We start from the raw sequence: 836 nt of genomic DNA on the forward strand, positions 1-836 counted from the left end.
AAGCACGGGCGGATCTATTCGACTACATCGAGCGGTTTCATAACCCACGAATGCGTCGTAGAGTCGCCCGGCAAGATCTGAAGTTTTCAGCCCTTTTCAAACCGTCCGTGGAAATGGGGTAGAACCCTTTCAAACTCCACCGGCGATAGCTGCATAGCGCTGCTGTGCCGGCGCTTGGGGTTATAGAACATCTCAATGTAATCGAACACATCACTGCGAGCTTCTTCGCGGGTGCCGTAGGTTTTACGTCTGATGCGTTCCCGCTTCAGCAACTGGAAAAAGCTTTCCGCGACCGCGTTGTCGTGGCAGTTGCCGCGCCGACTCATGCTGCTGATCAGGTTGTTAGCCCTGAGGAAGCTCTGCCAGTCTGAGCTGCTGAATTGGCTGCCCTGGTCGGAATGGATCATCACCTCCTGCTTGGGCTTACGCCGCCAGACCGCCATCAACAGGGCGTCGATGGCCAGGTCACTGCACATCCGTGGCTTCATCGACCAGCCGATTACCTGACGTGAAAACAGATCCAGCACTACCGCCAAATACAACCAGCCTTCATAAGTGCGGATGTACGTGATGTCGGTAACCCAGACCTTATTAGGTTCACTGACGTTGAACTGCCGCTCTGTAGTGGTCAACCCATCCCGGACAGTGGGTTAAGTTTTTCTTCGGCCACCGCAGGTGGCAGTCCGTCGTTGAACTGGTGTGGCCTGACCCAGTTGTAACGGTGCATCAGGTAATGACTGATGTCCCGTTGAGCTTCCGAAGCGGTAACGTAGCCTGTCGCCGGAATCCATTCGGATTTCAAGCTGCGGAACAATCGCTCCATCGGTGAGTTATCC

Annotated in this window: 1 protein-coding gene and 2 pseudogenes; 1 reads left to right on the plus strand and 2 read right to left on the minus strand. The window is 54.8% G+C overall.

The features are described 5' to 3' along the window. Nucleotides 1–122 (plus strand): annotated as a pseudogene (locus NCCP436_RS17565) (IS3 family transposase); the annotation flags it as partial. Here NCCP436_RS17565 and NCCP436_RS17570 read toward each other — a convergent pair. Both NCCP436_RS17570 and NCCP436_RS17575 read right to left on the minus strand, forming a co-directional pair. Next, nucleotides 87–620 (minus strand): annotated as a pseudogene (locus NCCP436_RS17570) (IS3 family transposase); the annotation flags it as partial. The pseudogenes NCCP436_RS17565 and NCCP436_RS17570 overlap by 36 nt on opposite strands. A gap of 8 nt (nucleotides 621–628) precedes the next feature. Further along, a partial coding sequence (locus NCCP436_RS17575; RefSeq protein ID WP_220805244.1) for an integrase core domain-containing protein occupies nucleotides 629–836 on the minus strand: 208 nt, incomplete at its 5' end.

The sequence above is a fragment of the Pseudomonas sp. NCCP-436 genome (assembly GCF_019656335.1).
GTDB lineage: Bacteria > Pseudomonadota > Gammaproteobacteria > Pseudomonadales > Pseudomonadaceae > Aquipseudomonas.